This is a genomic window from Rhodococcus sp. SG20037 (genome assembly GCF_031763325.1).
In the GTDB taxonomy this organism is placed as follows: domain Bacteria; phylum Actinomycetota; class Actinomycetes; order Mycobacteriales; family Mycobacteriaceae; genus Rhodococcus_F; species Rhodococcus_F qingshengii.
In genome coordinates, this window is sequence record NZ_CP134497.1 from 5,541,088 (window position 1) to 5,556,711 (window position 15,624).

15 protein-coding genes are annotated in these 15,624 nt (G+C 62.1%); 7 read left to right on the forward strand and 8 right to left on the reverse strand.

The genetic code is table 11. The annotated features are described in order from the left end of the window. The first annotated feature begins 47 nt into the window (after positions 1 to 47). Genes RHP72_RS25550 through RHP72_RS25560 form a run of 3 tightly spaced genes read left to right on the forward strand, consistent with a single transcriptional unit; the run spans position 48 to position 2,321 of the window. Entirely contained in the window at positions 48 to 890 is an 843-nt protein-coding gene (locus RHP72_RS25550; protein WP_019745522.1) for an alpha/beta hydrolase, read from the forward strand. 2 nt (positions 891 to 892) lie between these two features. Beyond that, on the forward strand, positions 893 to 1,459 hold the full coding sequence (locus RHP72_RS25555; RefSeq protein ID WP_058037946.1) for an NTP transferase domain-containing protein: 567 nt from the start codon (positions 893 to 895) through the stop codon (positions 1,457 to 1,459). A 58-nt stretch (positions 1,460 to 1,517) separates the two neighbouring features. Further along, positions 1,518 to 2,321, forward strand: a complete 804-nt coding sequence (locus RHP72_RS25560) for a transglutaminase family protein (protein ID WP_030536536.1) — start codon at positions 1,518 to 1,520, stop codon at positions 2,319 to 2,321. A gap of 6 nt (positions 2,322 to 2,327) precedes the next feature. On the opposite strand, the gene RHP72_RS25565 is transcribed toward RHP72_RS25560, so the two are convergent. From RHP72_RS25565 to RHP72_RS25580, 4 genes are all read right to left on the reverse strand, one after another. Continuing rightward, on the reverse strand, positions 2,328 to 3,299 hold the full coding sequence (locus RHP72_RS25565; protein WP_003939690.1) for an alpha/beta hydrolase: 972 nt from the start codon (positions 3,297 to 3,299) through the stop codon (positions 2,328 to 2,330). Between the two features lie 143 nt (positions 3,300 to 3,442). Continuing rightward, positions 3,443 to 3,880 (reverse strand): SRPBCC family protein, encoded by a 438-nt coding sequence (locus tag RHP72_RS25570; protein WP_007729979.1) that lies wholly within the window; start codon positions 3,878 to 3,880, stop codon positions 3,443 to 3,445. 76 nt (positions 3,881 to 3,956) lie between these two features. Next, positions 3,957 to 4,487, reverse strand: coding sequence for a gluconokinase (locus RHP72_RS25575; RefSeq protein ID WP_311093981.1), 531 nt, complete (start codon positions 4,485 to 4,487; stop codon positions 3,957 to 3,959). Positions 4,488 to 4,499: 12 nt separating this feature from the next. After that, positions 4,500 to 5,888, reverse strand: a complete 1,389-nt coding sequence (locus tag RHP72_RS25580; protein WP_003939838.1) for a GntP family permease — start codon at positions 5,886 to 5,888, stop codon at positions 4,500 to 4,502. A gap of 133 nt (positions 5,889 to 6,021) precedes the next feature. Here RHP72_RS25580 and RHP72_RS25585 point away from each other — a divergent pair, with 133 nt between their 5' ends. After that, entirely contained in the window at positions 6,022 to 6,750 is a 729-nt protein-coding gene (locus RHP72_RS25585) for a FadR/GntR family transcriptional regulator (protein WP_047272025.1), read from the forward strand. A 97-nt stretch (positions 6,751 to 6,847) separates the two neighbouring features. Beyond that, positions 6,848 to 7,855 carry an NAD(P)H-dependent glycerol-3-phosphate dehydrogenase gene (locus RHP72_RS25590; protein ID WP_003940093.1) on the forward strand — a complete coding sequence of 336 codons (1,008 nt, stop codon included), beginning with the start codon at positions 6,848 to 6,850 and terminating at the stop codon, positions 7,853 to 7,855. A gap of 54 nt (positions 7,856 to 7,909) precedes the next feature. Here the strand turns inward: RHP72_RS25590 and RHP72_RS25595 are convergent, their stop codons facing one another. The 4 genes from RHP72_RS25595 to RHP72_RS25610 all read right to left on the reverse strand — a co-directional run bounded on the left by RHP72_RS25595 (position 7,910) and on the right by RHP72_RS25610 (position 12,333). Beyond that, entirely contained in the window at positions 7,910 to 8,746 is an 837-nt protein-coding gene (locus tag RHP72_RS25595; RefSeq protein WP_311093982.1) for an NAD(P)-dependent oxidoreductase, read from the reverse strand. Positions 8,747 to 8,919: 173 nt separating this feature from the next. Continuing rightward, entirely contained in the window at positions 8,920 to 9,639 is a 720-nt protein-coding gene (locus RHP72_RS25600; RefSeq protein ID WP_003940327.1) for a M50 family metallopeptidase, read from the reverse strand. Next, positions 9,636 to 10,823 carry an ATP-binding protein gene (locus tag RHP72_RS25605; RefSeq protein ID WP_063315718.1) on the reverse strand — a complete coding sequence of 396 codons (1,188 nt, stop codon included), beginning with the start codon at positions 10,821 to 10,823 and terminating at the stop codon, positions 9,636 to 9,638. Before RHP72_RS25605 ends, RHP72_RS25600 begins: the two co-directional genes overlap by 4 nt. A gap of 469 nt (positions 10,824 to 11,292) precedes the next feature. Further along, positions 11,293 to 12,333, reverse strand: a complete 1,041-nt coding sequence (locus RHP72_RS25610; RefSeq protein ID WP_165638962.1) for an FAD-binding oxidoreductase — start codon at positions 12,331 to 12,333, stop codon at positions 11,293 to 11,295. A gap of 662 nt (positions 12,334 to 12,995) precedes the next feature. Between RHP72_RS25610 and RHP72_RS25615 the strand changes: the two genes are divergently transcribed. Further along, positions 12,996 to 14,633, forward strand: a complete 1,638-nt coding sequence (locus RHP72_RS25615; protein ID WP_134929666.1) for an ABC transporter substrate-binding protein — start codon at positions 12,996 to 12,998, stop codon at positions 14,631 to 14,633. A gap of 36 nt (positions 14,634 to 14,669) precedes the next feature. Continuing rightward, a complete protein-coding gene (locus RHP72_RS25620) occupies positions 14,670 to 15,623 on the forward strand; it encodes an ABC transporter permease (RefSeq protein ID WP_047272018.1) in 954 nt (317 codons plus the stop codon). The last annotated feature ends 1 nt before the right edge of the window (position 15,624 follow it).

Here is a 15,624-nt window from a genome sequence, read left to right on the forward strand (position 1 = left end):
CATGTGAGAATCCGCGTACCGGAACCGGTCGCAGAGAGGGCGCAACAATGCAGCACGAAGAGTCGTCGTTCACCGGAGTGGCCGGCACCAAGATCGTCTACGACGTGTGGACACCGGACCGCGAACCCACCGGGGTTCTCGTCCTGTGCCACGGACTCGGCGAACACGCGAGGCGCTACGACCATGTTGCTGCGCGGCTCGGGGAACTCGGGCTCATCGTGTACGCACCCGACCATCGCGGGCACGGACGCTCTGGCGGCAAGCGCGTTCACCTCAAGGAATTCTCCGACTTCACCGACGACGTCCACACGTTGTTCTCGATCGTGACGGCGGCACATCCCGGCAAGGACAAGTTCCTGCTCGGGCACAGCATGGGCGGCGCGATCGCCCTTTCCTACGCCCTCGACCATCAGGCCGATCTCAAAGCCCTCGCCCTGTCCGGACCTGCGGTGATCATCGCAACCGGCACTCCGAAGATCGTGATGCAGCTGGGCAAGATCGTCGGCAAATACCTCCCGGACGTGCCCGTCGAGAACCTGGAAGCTGCTGCCGTATCGCGTGATCAGAAGGTCGTCGACAAGTACAACGCCGACCCGCTGGTTCACCACGGCAAGGTTCCCGCCGGCATCGCGCGCGGCATGATCACCGCCGCGGAAGGCTTCCCGGCGCGCCTGCCCTCGCTCACCATTCCCGTACTGCTTCAACACGGCTCGGACGACCGTTTGACGGACCCGGCCGGCAGCAAGCTCGTCGCAGATCTGGCCGGCTCTTCGGATGTGACCTTGAAGGTGTACGACGGCCTGTACCACGAGATCTTCAACGAGCCTGAGCAGGAAGAAGTTCTGAACGATCTGATCGAGTGGCTGCGTCCGCGGGTCACCGGAGCATAGTCATGTCTACGTGCGGGATCCTGCTGGCGGCCGGGGTCGGATCCCGCATGGGCAAGCCCAAAGCGCTCGTCACAAACGCCGAGGGTCAGTCTTGGCTCCACCACGGGGTGACGACACTGCAGTCCGCAGGCCTCTCACCGGTCATCGTGGTCCTCGGCGCGCAGGCAGAGGACGCCCTCGAACTACTGCCCACCACCGATGTCATTGTGGTGATATCGGATTGGCAACACGGAATGAGCGCGTCACTGCGCTGCGGACTCGAGGCCGCCATGCGAATCGACGACGCAGATGCGGCAGCGATCTCTCTGGTCGACGTCCCGGACCTCAACGCCGACACCGTGACGCGGATCGTGGGTCACAGCTCCCCATCACGAAACATACTGCGAAGAGCTGTCTTTCACGGCCGTCCCGGCCATCCCGTCCTGATCGGACGCGACCACTGGCCGACGCTTGCAAAGTCACTCACCGGGGACGGCGGCGCCAACACCTACCTACGCGAACACGGGGTCGAGTTGGTGGAGTGCAGCGACCTCAGCAGCGGCGTCGACGTCGACTACCCCGAAGCCTGATCGCACGTCACAATCCTCCCAGGTGGTGGGTGTCCGTATTCGGTGTAAAGATGGCCCGATGAAACGTACAGTCGCCGCCCTGCTCGACATCGAGATCGACGAGGCGACCAACCTGGAGTTCAAGATCGCGGTGACGCGCGCGCCGGGTGTCGAACTGCTGGAAACGATGTCGTTCGTCCATGACGGCAATCCGCTCGAACCCCGCGAGATCACCGCCGAACACGGTACCCGGATTCACCTACTCGACTGTGCCCCAGGCAAACTGATCGTCAGCTACGACGCAACCGTCATCGGCCGCGCAGAACCGGCGTCGGTCAGCGACTACGACGTGTCGAAATATCTGCGCCCCAGCCGGTATGCCGAGGCCGACAAGTTCTTCGGTTTTGTCGCCGGGCAATTCGATCTCGCCACTCCCCCGGCCGAACTCCTCCTCGAAGTCACTCGCTGGGTGAGTACACATTTGAGTTATGTTCCCGGCACCAGTCGCGGCACCGACAGTGCGGTCGACACCTTGCTCGCCGGCGCCGGAGTGTGCCGCGACTACTCGCACCTGACCATCTCACTGCTGCGCGCCGTGGGGATTCCCGCTCGACTGGTGGCCGTCTACGCGCCGGGCTGCGATCCGATGGATTTTCACGCCGTAGTCGAAGCCAATATCGACCACGTCTGGCGCGTGGTCGATGCAACGCAATTGGCGCCGCGCAGCAATCTTGTGCGCATCTCGACCGGCCGAGATGCCGCAGACACAGCCTTCCTCGACAATCACGGCGGTTCGATCACGTTGCACGCCTCGGAAGTTCGCGCAGTCGTCGACGGCGTTCTCGACAACGACGACTACGCAACACTCACATCGATCGGCTGAAAAGCGTCAGGCGCTGATCTGGTTCTGCGAGGCCATCGTTCGCTCGAGGAACTTGATCGTGAGATCGACGATCGCCTTCCCCTCCCGAAGAGCTTTCCCGATCACCGGGAAAGCATGGATCTGCCCACTCCAGATGTGCGTTTCGACGGCTTGTCCTGCCTTGATCAAGTTTTCGGTCATGATCTCGACGTCCGGACGCATCAGTTCGTATTCGGCGGACACCAGGAACGACGGCGGAATCAGACTGGCGTCGGCGTTGATCGGCGACTGCGCACCAGGAATCTCGTCCGGCCCCTCGAGCCACCGGTCCTTGAGCTTTTCCACCTGTGACATCGGTAGGTAGGCATCACGTTTCATGAAATCGGGATCATGGTCCTCGAGGTTCACGTTGAGAAGAGGGGAATATCCCACCACGGCAGCGGGCCGCGTGATTCCGCGCAGTGCGGTAATTTCGGCGACCTTCATGGCCAGGTATCCGCCCGCCGAGTCACCGGCAACCACAATCTTGTTCGGGTCTTCGGCTGTCTCGAGCAACGCGGTGTACGCGGCCATTGCGTCCTTGACGGAGGTACCGATGGAACCTTCCGGCAGCTGGCGGTAGCGCACGGAGATCACCGGTACGCCGGCCTTCGCAGAGAGCAAACCGCACAGTGCCCGGTGCGTTGCCAGACCGCAGAAGACGAATCCCCCTCCGTGGAAGTAGAGGATCGTGGCGCCGGCCAACTCGCCCTGCGCTTTGCGTGGATGCTGCACCTTCTCGCTGGGCACACCACCCAGCGTGAAAGGCTCGATATCGAGGTTCTTCGGCTTCGGCAGTTTGTCCGCCATCGCGTCGAGTCGCTCGAGTTGGCGGATACCACGTTCGGTGGTCGGCCAGAGGGTGAACATCGGCTTCACGAACGTCCTGGTCAGGCAGAAGATAACCCGCGCTCGCGGACTCACGTTCCAATGCCATACCGTCGAATCTCGCGTCCGCATAGCGTCCTCCCAGGTCAAGCCGTTTTGTGCATTTGAGTTACACATACTTGTCGGCTGCTGATGTGAACGATAACTGACGCTGCGTCAAATTGACACGACGGGTATGGATCAATTGCTCGAGCGTGTGCAAGTTCTGGTCGCGATCACGGCCGGGAGAGATATGCGCACAGTCCGCGGTGCCCTCCACGCATCATCGCTTCATGATTCCACTCGAACAGCGGCTTCGCGACCTTCGCGGCCAGACCAAGCGCTCCGGACACCGCTACCTGTTGCCGAAATTCGGCTGTGCAACCAGATCCAGCGGGGCGCACCGCCCAGCTACTCCACCCGGTCATTGCGCCGGTGAGACGCACTTTCAGAAAGCGGTCAACTGAGTCTTCCACCTCGCGTCGCCCGAAGACCAGCAGCGTCAGAGGGACAGCGCTGCGGATGGACATGGAGCCTGAATGCTCGTCGATCGTCCCGACTCGGCGTATCTGAGGCCACCACTGCGAATACCGTTCGGCATCCGCGAGAACCTCGTAGACGCGGTCAGCAGAGGCAGGAAGCGTCCAGACGCTGTGGAAGTCGAAGTCGGTCACGGTTCAGTCCGTCTGCGCAGCAGCAGTCACCCAAGCACCGTAACCCGAACCGCGGGTGCCTACACGCCGGGCTTGCTCAGTATTCGAATGTCTCCACCCGTCGCAGGATCTCCTCCGCGATCTTGGCGGGACTCCCGCCCACGTCGACGACGATGGCCTGTTCGTCCGGGTCGACGGCCTCGAGTGTCGAGATCTGGGAGTCGAGCAGCGAGGCGGGCATGTAGTGATCGAGGCGAGCGGTCAATCGCTGGCCGATCTGATCCCGCGAACCGGCGAGGTGCACGAACACGACGTGCTCACCGCGAAGCACGTCGCGGTAGCTGCGCTTGAGTGCCGAACACGTAACGATGCCCGGCTGACCGGCGTCGGTATGGCTCTTGATCCAGACGGCGATCTTGTCGAGCCAGGGCCAGCGGTCTTCGTCGTTCAGCGGATGCCCGGTCGCCATCTTGTCGATGTTCGCCTGCGGGTGCAGATCGTCGCCTTCTTGAAGGTCCCAGCCCATCGCTCCGGCGAGCATGCCGCCGACCGTCGACTTTCCCGAACCCGAGACACCCATCAGGACGAGCACGGGGTACTGCTTCTGCTGTGCCGCTTCGCTGTCCATGTGCTCGCCTACCTAGATGAATGCGCTCAACACGAGCACTCCGGCCAGGCCCGATACCGAGATGATGCATTCCATCACGGTCCAGGTCTTGAGGTTCTGTACCACGCTGACGCCCAGATACTCCTTCACCAACCAGAATCCGGCGTCGTTGACGTGCGAGAGGAAGAGCGAGCCTGCGCCGATCGCCAAGACCATCAGCGAGACATGTGCGGACGAGAGATCGGCCGCAACCGGAGCAAGGATGCCCGACGCCGTCACCGTTGCCACCGTCGCCGAACCCGTTGCGACGCGGATCAATACCGCCACCAGCCAGGCCAGGAACAGCACGGGAAGGCTGCTGCCCTTGATCGCGTCGGCGATCACTCCGGCGATACCGGTGTCGATCAGGACCTGTTTGAAACCGCCACCGGCGCCGACGATCAACAAGATGCCTGCGATGGGAGGTAGGGAACTCTCGAGTGACTTCGAGATGGCCTTGCGGTCCATTCCGCCGCCGCGACCCAGCAGCACCATACCGACCAGAACCGCGAGACCCAAAGCCACAACGGGTGTTCCGAGGAAGTCGAGGACGGACTTGGGGAGTGCCTCGGAATCGGGTGCGATCACGTCTGCAAATGCTTTGCCCAGCATGAGAACAACCGGCAGGAGGATCGCTGCGAGAGTAGCCGCGAACGAGGGACGCTGCTTCTTCTCTTCCTCGCCTCGATCTTCGCCTGTGACAAAAAGATCCGGGACCTTCACGTCGACCCACCGCGCGGCGTACTTACTGAAGACCGGTCCGGCGAGAACAACAGTGGGGATCGCGACGAGGACACCGAGCGCGAGGGTGAGGCCGAGGTTTGCGTTCAAAGCCGAGACTGCAACCAGCGGCCCTGGGTGCGGGGGAACCAACCCGTGCATGGCCGAGAGGCCGGCGAGGGTGGGGATCGCGATGCGCATCAGGGACAAGCCGGAACGCCGCGCGACGAGGATGATGACCGGCATCAACAGGACGAGACCGATTTCGAAGAACATCGGCAGACCGATCACTGCGCCGACCAGAGCCATGGTCCACGGAAGCGCCTTGGTGCTGGAGCGGCCGACCAGCGTGTCGACCACTCGGTCGGCACCGCCGGAATCGGCGAGGAGTTTGCCGAACATCGCGCCGAAACCGATCAGGATTCCGACGCTTCCCATGGTCGACCCGAAGCCGGTGGCGAACGCCGCGACCGACTCGGCCGATCCGAGGCCGGCCGCCAGACCGACGCCCACCGCGCCGATGGACAGCGCGAGGAAGGGATGCAGGTCCAGCCAGGTGATCAACGCGATGATGACCGCGACGCCGGCGACTGCAGCGATGATCAATCGTGCGTCGCTACCAGCGGGGACGACCTCGGCCGCCAGCAATGCTGTGGTGTTCATAGGGACTCCCAGTCCGATGAGTGATTGAGGTCACTGTTCCTTAATTAACCTACAATTTCAAGAGCAGACACTAATTTGTAGTATTTATTCGGCTTCCACCGGGCTTACTCCATACGCATGGGACGATCTACGTATGCCTTCTGTCCCGTTTCAGCAGTTACACGACTCGATGCTGGAACAGCTCGGCCAAGACATAGTCGGTGGTGTGCTCGCTCCGGGAACCACGATCTCCGCCGACGAGGTGGCAACGCGATACGACGTGTCGCGAACCGTCATCCGCGAAGTTGTCCGCGTTCTCGAATCCCTCGGACTCGCCTCGGTTCGTCGACGCGTCGGAATCACCATCCTGGGCTCCGAACACTGGAACTCGCTCGACCCCAATGTCATCCGCTGGCAACTGGCCGGTCCTGATCGGTTCGAGCAACTTTCGATCCTCAGTGAACTCCGTTCCGGCATCGAACCTCTGGCTGCGCGACTGGCCGCAACTCGCGCCACACCTGAGCAGTGCGGCGCTCTCACTGCAGCCGTCATCGGCATGTCAGCTACCTCGCGCGCTGCCGATACCGACGCATATCTCGGCCATGATTCCGACTTTCACCGCACACTGCTCGCCGCTTCCGGCAACCCGATGCTGCGGGCGATGTCGCAGATCGTCGTCGAGATACTCGAAGGCCGCACCCGCCACTCGTTGATGCCCCACGAGGCCGACCCCGAAGCGATTCACCTGCACGGAGTGGTCGCATCTGCTATTCAGGCCGGGGACGCCGACGCCGCGGAAGCCGCCATGCGCTCGATCGTCGCGGAATCCGCAGAAGCGGTCGAAACAATGCGCGAAAGCCCCGAACCGCCGCCTCATCTGTAAGTCGAGCCACAGACTCGGCGGAATTGGCCCGCAACTGCTCCGCAAGTGGAACGCTTGGCGCCATGACAGCACTCGCTACCCAGAACAGCGCACTCTGATGGCCCGCCCGGTACGCGTCGTCGTCCTCGGTGCCGGATCGTGGGGAACCACGGTGGCCGGCCTCGCCGCCCGCAACACCCCGACCCTGTTGTGGGCACGCAATTCCGAAGCAGCCGACGAGATCAATTCGCAACGGACCAACTCCAAATACCTTGGTGAGCGCAAACTTCCCAAGGGGCTCAAGGCAACCTCGGATCTGGTCGAAGCCGCCCGCGAAGCGGACGTACTCGTATGCGGGGTGCCATCGCACGCCGTTCGCTCCACCCTCGCCGAGATCGCCAACGAGGTTCGGGCGTGGGTCCCGGTGTTGTCACTGTCCAAGGGTCTCGAGCCCGGCACCCGGCAGCGCCCCACCGAAGTGATCGCCGAGTGCCTGCCCGGCCATCCCGTCGGACTGCTCGCGGGCCCCAACATCGCCAAGGAGATCGTCGACGGCATGGCCGCGGCATCGGTCGTGGCGACCCAGGACGATCGTGTCGCCGCCGCGCTGCAACCCCTGTTCGCGTCGTCGGTCTTCCGCGTCTACCGCAACACCGACGTGCTCGGCTGCGAACTCGGCGGCATCCTCAAGAACATCGTTGCCATCGCCTCGGGCATGGCCGACGGTCTGGGAGTCGGTGACAACACTCGTGCGATGGTGCTCGCACGTGGTCTCGCCGAGATGACCCGACTCGGTGAAGCGATGGGCGCCAACCCACGCACCTTTGCCGGCTTGACGGGCGTCGGCGATCTGATTGCCACCTGCATGGCTCCGACTTCTCGGAACCGTCGCGTCGGCGAAGCTCTGGCGCAGGGATTGACCGTCGAGGAGGCGGTCGCCAAGCTCGGTCAGGTCGCCGAGGGCGTCAAGACCGCCCCCACTGTCATGGATCTGGCCCGTGAATACGGCGTCGACATGCCGATTGCCGCGGAGGTCGAGGCCGTCATCGGTGGTCGCCAAAGTGCCAGCGACGCATATCGCGGACTTCAGAAGGTTGCCCCGGGCGGCGAGCACGAAGTGGCGTGAGGAAGATCTACAGGTATCTAGCGATTTGGCTAGATACCTGTAGATCGCCCGAGATCACGGAATTGGAGCGTCGACGAAGATGTCGATCGCCAACGGTGACTGACCGCCGTACTGCGAGAAATCCGAGATCCCCGCCTCGCGCAAGATCTCGACGTCGAGCACTGTACGACCGGTATCCGTGCCGGCGGGACGACCGAGAATCTCGACAGCCGCATCGGCCATGATCTTGGGTGAACGCGAGTGCTCGATACTGTCGTCTCCCCCGAGCAGGTTTCCGACAGCGGCCGTGGCGATCATGGTCTCCGGCCACAGGCAATTACTCGAAATCGGTGCACCTGAATACTCTGCGGCGATACCCAAGGCCGCCAATGTCATTCCGTATTTGGCCAACATGTAGCCCGGATGAGCACCCAACCAGTGCGGCGAAAAGTTGAGCGGTGGCGACAGCGTCAATACGTGCGCGTTAGCCGAAACCCGAAGGTACGGAAGGCACGCGCGGGTGAGCGCAAAGGTGCCACGGACGTTGACCTGCTGCATCAGATCGAATCGCTTCATCGCGAGATCTTCGGTTTTCGAGATGTCGAGGACGCTCGCGTTGTTGACCACGATGTCGATGCCACCGAAGTGCTCTACCGCTGCAGCCACGGCCCGCGCGATGTCGTCGTCGTTCCTCACGTCGCCGACGACCGGAACGGCATGACCCTCGAGCTCGTTCAACTGGTCCACAGCCGTGTGGATAGTTCCGGGCAACCGGGGGTCAGGCGTATCGGTCTTGGCGAGCAACACGATATTTCCGCCGCGGCGCGCTATCGCACGGGCGATGGCAAGTCCGATGCCACGGCTTCCCCCGGACATGATCGCGGTTCGTCCGCGGAAGTTCTTGTCGTCCAAAACGAATCCTTGTCATCGTCGACGGTCTTCGTCGCTGCGGGTGTGGCCGCGTGAAGTCCCCACACGACCACTCGTCGACTTCCACGATATGAGCGCCTTCATGCGATGACTACGTCCGCAGAGCATCAACAATCGTTGGTCCGTTGTCCTGACGGGACAAAGGCTCAATCCGGTCAGCCACCCACCGGGCGCAGAATCCACCATCCGCCGAGCACGAGCACCGCGACGTTCACGAGCAGGAACAACCCGACCCAGACGATCGCGGGTATCGGTGAGAGCCTGGCCAATTGGTCTGCGTCCGAGTCCGGTGCCCCGCCTCGTCGCATTCGCTGCCGTTGAAGTTCCACGACCGGGCGTGGTCCGGCAAAGAGGAGAAAGAGCGTCAGGAAGTACGCTGCGGCCACTTGCTGCTCCTGGGTCCCCCACCAGACGAGTCCGAACAACACGGCTCCCACCACGGCAAGTGAGAAGACTCCGTAGAGGTTTCGGATCAGGACCATCATCACCGCGATGACGAATACGCCGATCCACAGCACCGAGACCGCGCGCTGCGCGCCCAACAACCCGGCCGCGCCGAGTCCGAGAATCGACGGACCGACGTAACCCGCGAACGTCATCAGAATGACGCCGAAGCCGGTCGGTTTGCCCGACGAAATAGCAACACCCGACGTATCCGAATGCAGGCGAAGACCTTTCAACCGTCGACCGACCAGGACTGCGACGATCAGATGAGCGCCCTCGTGTGCGATGGTGACGACGTTGCGGGCGATCCGCCACAGGTGCGGTTCGAGAACGATGATCACGGCGATCAACGCGGCCAGTTGAACCACCCAGGCCGGCGGATTGGGACTGAGCGCCGCCACCCGATCCCACGCGGTTTCGAGCGCGTTCACTCCGCTTGTCCGCGCAGGTATCGGCCGAAGTGCGGGACCGTGAATCCGATGGATCCACGTTCTGCCGAATAGATCAGTCCCTTCTTGATCAGTCCATCGCGTGCCGGCGACAGGGAAGCCGGTTTGCGCCCCAACTCGACGGCGATCTTCGCGGTTGCGACGGGTCCGTCGTCACCGGCGAGATCGGCCATGGCGCGCATGTACTCACGCTCCGCGGGCGTTGCTCGCTCGTATCGCGATCCGAAGAAACCGACAGCGAGTTCTTCCTCAGCCGTCGGCGCGCCGACGCGCACGTCTTCTGCCGTGATAGGACTCGACGCCGCCACATCCCACGTGGCTTTTCCGTAGGCCTGAACGAAGTACGGGTACCCGTCAGCCGCTTCGTACAGAGCGTCGAGCGCGGATTCGGTGAACTCGACGTCCTCACGCTCGGCAGGTGCAATCAGTGCCTGATCTGCAGCTTCACGCTCGAGGCGGTCGATCCGGTGGTAGCTGAACAGGCGCTCCGAGTAGCTTTTCGACGCCGACAGCACAGCAGGTAGATGTGGAAGCCCCGCACCGACGACGATCAGCGGTGCCGCGTCCTGACTCAACTCGTGGCAGGCCCCGCAGATCGCCGAGACATCCGCGGCACCGAGGTCCTGCATCTCGTCGATGAAGATTGCGATCCCGACGCCGACATCCCTGGCCAGCGCCGACGCGTCGAGCAGCAACTCGACCAGGTCGATCTCGATGTCGCCGCTGTCCGCGCGACCTTTGATCGCAGGTGCGTCGATGCCTGGTTGCCAGCGCTCGCGCATTCCCTTGTCCGCAGTGGCGCGTAGGGCAAACGATTTGAGGACTCCGAGGAACTGCTCGACCCGCTCCGGATCGCGATGGGAGACCGCGATCTCTCGGACTGCCATGTGCAGCGCCGACGAGAGTGGGCGTCGTAAATCCTGATCGGGGCGCGCCTCGATCTTGCCTGTCCCCCAGCTTCGGGAGATCGCGGCCGAACGCAACTGATTGAGCAGGACGGTCTTGCCGACGCCACGCAAGCCGGTGAGGACAACACTTCGTTCCGGGCGGCCACGCGCAATTCGCTCGAGAACGACGTCGAAGGCGTCGATCTGCTTGTCGCGCCCAGCGAGTTCCGGCGGGCGTTGACCGGCACCGGGGGCATACGGATTGCGCACGGGGTCCATGCCCATCGACGGTACAAGCCGAGTAGACGAATATCCCGCTCTCTAGCGCGTGTCCTAGAGAGAACTAGTAACTGCTATTGCACCCCGTGAACCTCGTACTATCGCCGTATGCAATGGCTTCGGGCGGGGATCGGAATCATCGCGGGGGGCGCGCTATGGGTCATGTCGTTGCTCGCGTCCACACCAGACACGCTTTGCCAGGACAACTATCCCGCCCCCGACTCGCCTGGTCCGGGATACTTTTCAGCTGTGTGGAAGGCACATCGTCTTCCGCTGCCTGTGCCAGCAGCCAGATGCACGACACATCTAGTCGATGTGGACTCCACGGCTACCTCGGTCGTCGTGGACTGGCCGATGGCCAGTTTGGGGGTTCTCGGCATTACCCTCGTGGTGGTCTCGTTGCTAACCCTAAAACGCCCTACCGAAAACTGAGCGCCCAGCATCCCGTCTACCTGTTCGAGCCCGACCGCTAGATGAAGTCCCCGGCCACGTGGGCCCCAATTGCTCCGGCCAGAATGATCGCAGGATGCGCCGCGGCCAGATAGAGCCCCGACACGTCTTCGGCGAAGCCCAGCAGTGGCCGGCCACCGCGTGGAATGGGACGGTCAGCGACTACCGCCTCGATCAGTTCCACGTGTTCACCGCCCACGAGCTGACTGCGGACCGCCTGCAGGGTCGGCTCGGCAAGCTCATGAGTGTCTCCGGAGAACCCGAACGGAACATCCTCAGCCGCAATCAGTGTCGTGTCGTCCAATTGCCTGATCTCGAAGTCCGGGGTGGAGAGGATTCCGCTCACCAATCGGTGCGGCGTCGAGAATCTGATGAGGCAACACGGTGAGGCGCCGACCGCGACGTCGACTCCCGCCGACGCCGCGAGGCCGGGGATAGCAGTGCCCGCGGAGAGGATTGTGGTCGATCCGTAGACGGGACCGTCGGCAGTCACTACTCCGCACACTCTCTTGCCTTCCGTGTACATCGAGAGCGCACTGACATCGGAATGCACTGTGGCACCGTATGCTTCGGCACCCCGCAGGAGCGATCGAGCGAACGCAACCGGGTCAACTCCACCATCGTCAGGCGCATATGCCGCTACCGCGGGCGCTGTGCGCAATCCCGGCTCACGAGCAAAGACCTCATCTTCACCGATGAGTTCGACTGGATGACCGAGTGCGCGATGCGCGTCGACGAACTTTCGAGTCTCCGCTTCCGTCGTCTCCCACGTGATCGCGCCTCTGCGGCGCAGACCGAATGGCTCGACGAGTTCGCGCTCCAGCCGGTCGAACTCGGGTGCGGCGCCATGTCGGCACGGATCGGAGTAGGTTTCTGCTGCACTCTTCGAGAGGCCGACCCAGGCAAACGAGTTGCCGGTCACCCCTCCCGCCACCGAGCCCCGCTCGAGCACGGTGACTCGGAGACCAACGCGCGCCAGGTGATACGCGATCGACGCGCCGACGACACCGGCACCAATCACCAGGATCGGGCTGTCGTTTCGACCATTCGGATGCGTCACCAGTGGACCATATCTGCGAGCCGCAACCTGGATCCACTCGATTTGGATGCGAGGACTTCGGCGGTTAATGGAGGACTAGGCCTGTTCCCGCTCGGCGGCGAGAGCGACCGCCCGTTCGAAGGTATGGACGAGCACTGCACGCCGAGCACCCTAAACTCGAGCCACTCCCCACGCGGTGAACCTGCGGTCACCAGTCATCGGAGTACACGCAGCAGTTCCCAAAAGAGAACAACAACCGCCTGTGGGCACCGACAGGCCCGCCAGACCGGGCGTAAAGCCCGCCCAGTCTTGTCGCCAAGTCGCCGATCAGGTAACCCGAGGTCATCCGCGCGCTGATGCTTTGAGGCTGTCGACATTGGCGACGGGTCGCACTGGTGAACGCCCAGTCGTGGCCGAGGCCCTAAAGAAGCCCTCCAACAACCGATCCCGACTTCAGGTCGCATCACCCCCAGAACACCGATACTGAAATCCCGGCTTCCGTCTGAACGCGTTGGCGTGCAATCTTTGCTCTGACTCTGTATCTCGGGACTTTCCAAAGCACTCTTCCGATCGTCGAAAAATATCCGCGCTGGATTCGACAATCGTCTAACGATATGTGACCTACATCTCCGTAGCGTTACCCGTCATATCCGGTTGGGTTTTCGTGAACAGGGAGTTGACGCTTGAAGAAGCCAGTTCTACATCGCGCGATGCGCGCTTACACGCGAACCGCCACGTACGCGGTATCGGCAACAGCACTCGTCCTCGTGGTTTCCGCGTGTGGCTCCGCACCGGGCGCCACACAGACTCGAACGATCACCGACGATCCGATACCCGCCTTCACCTTCGCTCTTGCAGCGGCTCCGATCTCCTTAGATATCACTAAGGATTTCGGTCCTTCCATGCAGGTTCAGACCCTGTTCACCGAACCGCTGGAACGGCTTTCCGGTGAAGGAGAGTTGCGACCTCATCTCGCCGAAGCCGTATCGGTTCCTGACCCGACGACCATCGACTACGTCATCCGGTCCGACGTGCGATTCTCCGACGGAACTCTACTGACCCCGGAGGACGTGATCTGGAGCCTTCGGCACGTCTCTGATTCCGCAGCCGGGGCGCAAACTGCCGGCGAGCTGGAAAGTCTCGAAAGCATCGAACAAACCGGACCGATGCGGGTGACTGTGAAGTTGTCGCATCCCGATCCGGTTGCCAGGCAGAGCATCGCGCTATTCGGACTGATCCAACAGGCAAGGTTCGCTGAAGAACATGCTGCCGAATTGGGTACTGCGCAAGCGGTTCCGGTGGGCACTGGCCCGTACCGGGTCCAAGAATATTCAAGTTCCGGTGTGCAACTTGTCCGTAACAATGACTACTGGTCGGAGCAACCTGCACCGGAAACGCTGAAGTTCGACGTGATTCCGGACGGCAACACCGCTCAGTTGGCAATGCGATCCGGCGACATCCAAGCTGCGAATGTGGCCGACATCAAGAAGCAGTCACAGTGGAAGCAGATCGGTGGAATCGACACGATCGAGGTCCCTCTGACCAAGCTCACGTATTTGACGTTCGATACCAGTACGAGTCCGTTCGACGATGTCCACGTGCGGAAGGCCGTCGCGCACTCGATCGATCGGAAAGGAATCGCAGAGGCGGCATTCGGCAACGACTCCGCGATATTGAAGGGTTTGGCAACTCCGGAAATGTTGACCGGTGTCGCCGGTTCCCCTGGGAACGCGCAATCCTTCCTGGACGGAATCGGCGGAATCGAGTTCGACAGTAACCTTGCGGCGCAAGAACTTGCCGCCTCGTCGCACCCCCAGGGATTCACGGTGGAGGTCCCCTACACCGACAACGTGAACTGGACGGAACTGACGGTACTCAACCTGCAACAAAACCTGGCGCCACTCGGTGTGACCGTTGTTCCAAAGCCCATCACCCAGACCCAATGGATTTCCGACCTGTACGCCCACAAGGTTCCCGGAATCGGATTCCTGTCGATTACCGCATCGACGCCCGACCCCAAATTGATCGGCTCCGTCGTCGGAAAGGAGAACGCTGTCGCACCGAAATTCAACGCCTCGAATTGGTCTACCGATTCCGTCGAACAGGCGCTGCCCGTCCTGAACGGATCGACCTCACCCCTGGACCGATGGACTGCCGCCCAGACCATCTTGACCGGCATCCACGAACAACTTCCGTACGTCCCGCTGTTCAATCCGAATCTGGTCTACGCAATTGCCGACGGGTTCGCCTTCGATCGCGACATGTCCTTCTACGACTTCGTCAACGGTTCGTGGGTTACCGCAGTGAAGGCAACGTCGTGAAAGACTATCTCTCCCACACAACGAGGTTCGATTGAGATGGCAGTAGCGGCGTTCATCGGCAAGCGACTCGTGGTGTCGGCCGCGCTGCTTCTGGTAATCAGTTTTCTGGTGTTCAGTCTGCTGTCGGTGACGCCAGGCTCTGCAATTGCCGTCCTTGTCGGCTCTCGTCCGAGCACACCCGAACTGATCGCGGCCCTGGAGGCACGACATCACCTCAACGATCCTTTCCTTGTTCAGTATTGGCACTGGTTGGTCGATGCACTGCAGCTCGATTTCGGGACGTCGACCAGATCAGGTGCGCCGGTGACCGGCATCATCACCGATCACCTACCGGTCTCGATCCAACTGGCGGTGTACACACTTGTTTTGGTGGTCGGGATCGGGGTCCCCTGCGGAATGTCAGCGGCGTATCAGCGCGATAAATGGGTGGACAGAGGTATCTCGATGGCTTCCGTAATAGGTATGAGTGCACCAGGTTTCGCAGTCGGAATGTTGCTGATTTTCGTATTCGGACTCGAGCTCGGACTGTTCCCCGTTTACGGCGTGGGCAATGGATTCTTCGATCGCTTGGTGCACCTCACCCTGCCAGCAACAGCACTCGGCATCGCGCTCATCGCACTGCTGATCCGGCAGACACGCGCCGGAGCGCTCAACGTGCTCCGGCAGGACTACATGACATTCGCGAAAGCTCGTGGTCTCGACCCCTCACGGGTCTTCTTCCGATATGCGTTACGGAACTCCGCAATGCCGGTGGTGACTGCGGCCGGTCTGATACTGATTGCTGCGCTGTCCGGCGCCGTACTCGTCGAGACCGTGTTCTCCGTACCGGGAGTCGGTTCGCTGATGGTGCAGTCGGTCACCGAAAAGGACCTACCCGTCGTACAAGGGTTGGCCGTGTGTCTCGGCGCCTTCGTGATTGTCGTCAACCTGGCGGTGGACGTGGTAGCTCTCCTCGTCGACCCGCGCATGCGGTACGCAGGAAAGGGATGAC

Coding starts and splice junctions, on each gene's coding strand:
- RHP72_RS25550 (WP_019745522.1), top strand. CDS start 48: ATGCAGCACGAAGAGTCGTCGTTCACCGGAGTGGCCGGCACCAAGATC.
- RHP72_RS25555 (WP_058037946.1), top strand. CDS start 893: ATGTCTACGTGCGGGATCCTGCTGGCGGCCGGGGTCGGATCCCGCATG.
- RHP72_RS25560 (WP_030536536.1), top strand. CDS start 1,518: ATGAAACGTACAGTCGCCGCCCTGCTCGACATCGAGATCGACGAGGCG.
- RHP72_RS25565 (WP_003939690.1), bottom strand. CDS start 3,299: ATGCGGACGCGAGATTCGACGGTATGGCATTGGAACGTGAGTCCGCGA.
- RHP72_RS25575 (WP_311093981.1), bottom strand. CDS start 4,487: ATGGACAGCGAAGCGGCACAGCAGAAGCAGTACCCCGTGCTCGTCCTG.
- RHP72_RS25580 (WP_003939838.1), bottom strand. CDS start 5,888: ATGAACACCACAGCATTGCTGGCGGCCGAGGTCGTCCCCGCTGGTAGC.
- RHP72_RS25585 (WP_047272025.1), top strand. CDS start 6,022: ATGCCTTCTGTCCCGTTTCAGCAGTTACACGACTCGATGCTGGAACAG.
- RHP72_RS25590 (WP_003940093.1), top strand. CDS start 6,848: ATGGCCCGCCCGGTACGCGTCGTCGTCCTCGGTGCCGGATCGTGGGGA.
- RHP72_RS25605 (WP_063315718.1), bottom strand. CDS start 10,823: ATGGACCCCGTGCGCAATCCGTATGCCCCCGGTGCCGGTCAACGCCCG.
- RHP72_RS25620 (WP_047272018.1), top strand. CDS start 14,670: ATGGCAGTAGCGGCGTTCATCGGCAAGCGACTCGTGGTGTCGGCCGCG.